General features: G+C 75.8%; 1 protein-coding gene. It reads right to left on the bottom strand.

Translation table 11 applies throughout. From position 1 onward, the window contains the following. Positions 1-3,043 (bottom strand): FtsK/SpoIIIE domain-containing protein (locus FOE67_RS21280; RefSeq protein WP_438874275.1); only part of this gene is annotated, 3,043 nt, incomplete at both ends.

Raw genomic sequence — 3,043 nt, 5'->3', positions numbered from 1 at the left:
GTCGGGGGCAGGTCGCGGAGGGTGAGGTGTTCCGGCAGCGCGGGCAGCCACGGCCGGACGCCCGGCGCGAGGTCCGGCAGCAGGTCGGCGGCCTCGCGCAGCGCCGTCACCAGGGCGCCGAGGTCGGTGGGCCGTTCCTCGGTGACCGTCTCGCCCTCGTCCTCCTCCCGGTCGGTCACGACCGGGCGGCCCAGCCCCTGCCAGGTCAGCTCGGCGGCCCGCACCGGGCGGGCGGGCCCGGCCGACGAGACCTCCCCGTCCCCGTCCTCCCCGGGAGGGGCCGCGCCGGGGCGTTCGGCGCCCACCCAGGCGGTCTGGAAGGCGGTGGGGGTGCCGCCGCCGCGCCGCACCAGCGCCCGGCCGGGGGTGTGCGGGGAGATGGTGACCGCGTCCGGGGAGTCGATGATGTCCTGGCTCTCGGAGCGGTCGGTGACCCGCAGCGCGATCCGCAGGTTGGTGTTGGCCTTGATCTCGTTGTTCACCGAGCCGGCCGGGCGCTGGGTGGCCAGCAGCAGGTGCAGGCCCAGTGAACGGCCGCGCTGCGCCAGGTTGATCAGGCCCGGGACGAAGCCCGGCAACTCGCGGACCAGGGTGGCGAACTCGTCGATCACGATGAGCAGCCGGGGCAGCGGCGCCAGGCGCGGGTCGCGGGCCCGCTTGGCCCGGTACTCGGCGTGGTCCTTGGCCTCGACCTCCGCCAGCACCGTCTCGCGGCGCCGCAGCTCGGCGTCGAGGGAGGCCAGCGCGCGCTGCACCAGGTGGCCGTCGAGGTCGGTGATCATGCCCAGGGTGTGCGGGAGTTCCGCGCACTCCCGGAAGGCGCTGCCGCCCTTGTAGTCCACCAGGACGAAGGTCAGTTCGTCGGGTCGGTTCACCGCCGCCAGGGAGGCGATGAGGGTCTGGAGGAGTTCGGACTTGCCGGAGCCGGTGGTGCCGCCGACCAGGCCGTGCGGCCCGTCCCGCACCAGGTCCAGCCGCAGCAGGTTCTCGTATCCGCGCCCCAGCACGAAGGAGGTGGAGGCGGGGCGGCGGTTCCACAGCTCCACCACCTTCGCCGGGTCCGGCGGTTCCTGGTCCAGCAGTGGCAGCAGCCGCACGTCCGCCGGAAGGCCGGAGTCGGCGTCCACGCTCACGTCCCGCACCGGCGCCACGGAGCGGGCCACCTCCTCGCACCAGGCCGGGGTGACCAGATCGGCGCGGATGTCCTCCACCGCCGGCATGCCCGAGGCGCGCAGGGTCAGCCGGTTTCCGTGCGAGGAGACCACCACCGTGCACTCCTCGGGCAGCAGCCGCTCCCGTTCGTCCAGGCAGAGCGAGAAGATCCGCACCGCCGGGCCGGTGGTCAACAGTTCCACCACGCCCGGCACGTCCCGCAGCCGGCGGGCGCCGTCGAGGACGACCAGGATGTCCGGCTCGGTCATCAGGGTCCGGCCCAACGCCGAGGAGGAGGCCTGCACCCGGGCGCGCAGCCGGGAGAGCAGTTCGTTGACCCGGTGGGCGGTGCTCTCCGGGTCGTTGCCCAGCGCCACCACCGCCTCCGGGGCGATGCCCCGCAGGTGCGGCAGCCAGCGCACCCAGCCCCACGACTCGGCGTGCTCGTCGGTGGTCAGGACGACGATCCTCAGGTCGCGCGGGCTGTGCAGGACGGCGCTCTGGGCGACCGCCCAGCGGGCCAGGGCGCGCGGCCCGTCGCCGGAGCCGGTGAAGCCGACCACCCCGCACTCGGCCACCTCGACGCCGTAGGGCACGTCCGCCAACCGCCAGTGCACGGAGCGGTGGTGGCTCTCCCGAGCCTGGTCCTCGATCCGCTTGAGCGAGGCCCGGGTGACCGTGCCCAGCCGCAGCACGAGGTGGTCGGGGTCGCGGCGGCGCCGCTCCCACAGCTGCCGGCCGGGGCCGGAGGCGTGCAGCAGGACGGCCGCGGGGTCGGGGAAGGCGCGGTTGCGCAGGCCGCGTTCGGCGACGGTGGCCTTGCGCATCTCCGACTCCAGCGCGGCCCGCCGGAGCCGGTACAGGCGCAGTTTCTCGGCGTGTTGGCGACGGCCGCTGCGCCGGGCCATCACCCAGTTGCTGATCGCCATCAGGGGGGTGAAGAAGACGAAGACGACGAAGAAGAAGTTGCGGAAGAGGCTGATCAGCACCAGGCCCATGATCAGCGGCATGATGATCATGAGGAACGGAAAGGCCCGGCCGCGGTTGGCCGTCGGGGGGCCGGGCAGCCGCAGCGACTCGTCGTCCAGGTGCGGGGCCAGCCGCGGCGGCCGGTTGTACTCGACGCCGACGCCGTCCGCCGACGGGTTGACCGCCGCGTCCGGCTCGAACGGGGCCCCGTGCCGCAGCAGGTGGTCTCCCAGCGCGAGGTCCGCCCAGGCCGGCCACTCGATCGCCCCGTCGGTCGGGCGCGGCAGCTCGGTGGGCGGCGGGAGCGGTGGTTCCTCCGGCAGTCCGTCCGGGCCGGGCGGCGGCGGTGCGACGGAGTGACCGCCGGGACCGCCGTCCCGGGGGCCGGCGGGCTCCTCGTCGGTGAGCGGTATGCCGGTGTCGGGATCCACGGGCGGCGGCGGGGTGAGACTGCGCAGTCCGCACCGCTCGGGGTCGGCGTCCCGGGGCAACAGGACGGAGACCGAGCCGTCCGTCCCGACGGTGATCCACACGCCCGAGGCCGGCACGCCCGGGCCCGGGTCGCCGTCGGGGCGCAGCGCGCACCCCCGGTCGGTACCGAACTCGTGCCGGCCCGGGCCCAGCCGCCACACCCGACCGGCGCCGGGACCGGAGACGTGCCGCAACTCCACCAGGGTGGGGTCGCCGGGGGGCGGGAAACGCACCGGGCGACCGGGCTCGGCCTCGTCCTCCGCCAGGGGCGCGCCCAGCCCCAGCAGCGCCCCCTCGCGCACGCCGCAGGCGCTCAGCGGCAGGTCGGGGTCGAGCCGGATGGTGCCGTGGTAGAGGTCCGGCGGGGCGGCCTCCGCGCCGGGGCCGCCGGCGGTCCCGGCACCGCTCCCGGCGGGCGGGGCGTCCTCCTCCCCGTCCCGGGGGTCGGGGG

The organism is Streptomyces calidiresistens (assembly GCF_014141525.1).
In the GTDB taxonomy this organism is placed as follows: domain Bacteria; phylum Actinomycetota; class Actinomycetes; order Streptomycetales; family Streptomycetaceae; genus Streptomyces; species Streptomyces calidiresistens.
This window is presented reverse-complemented; position numbering and strand designations above follow the sequence as displayed.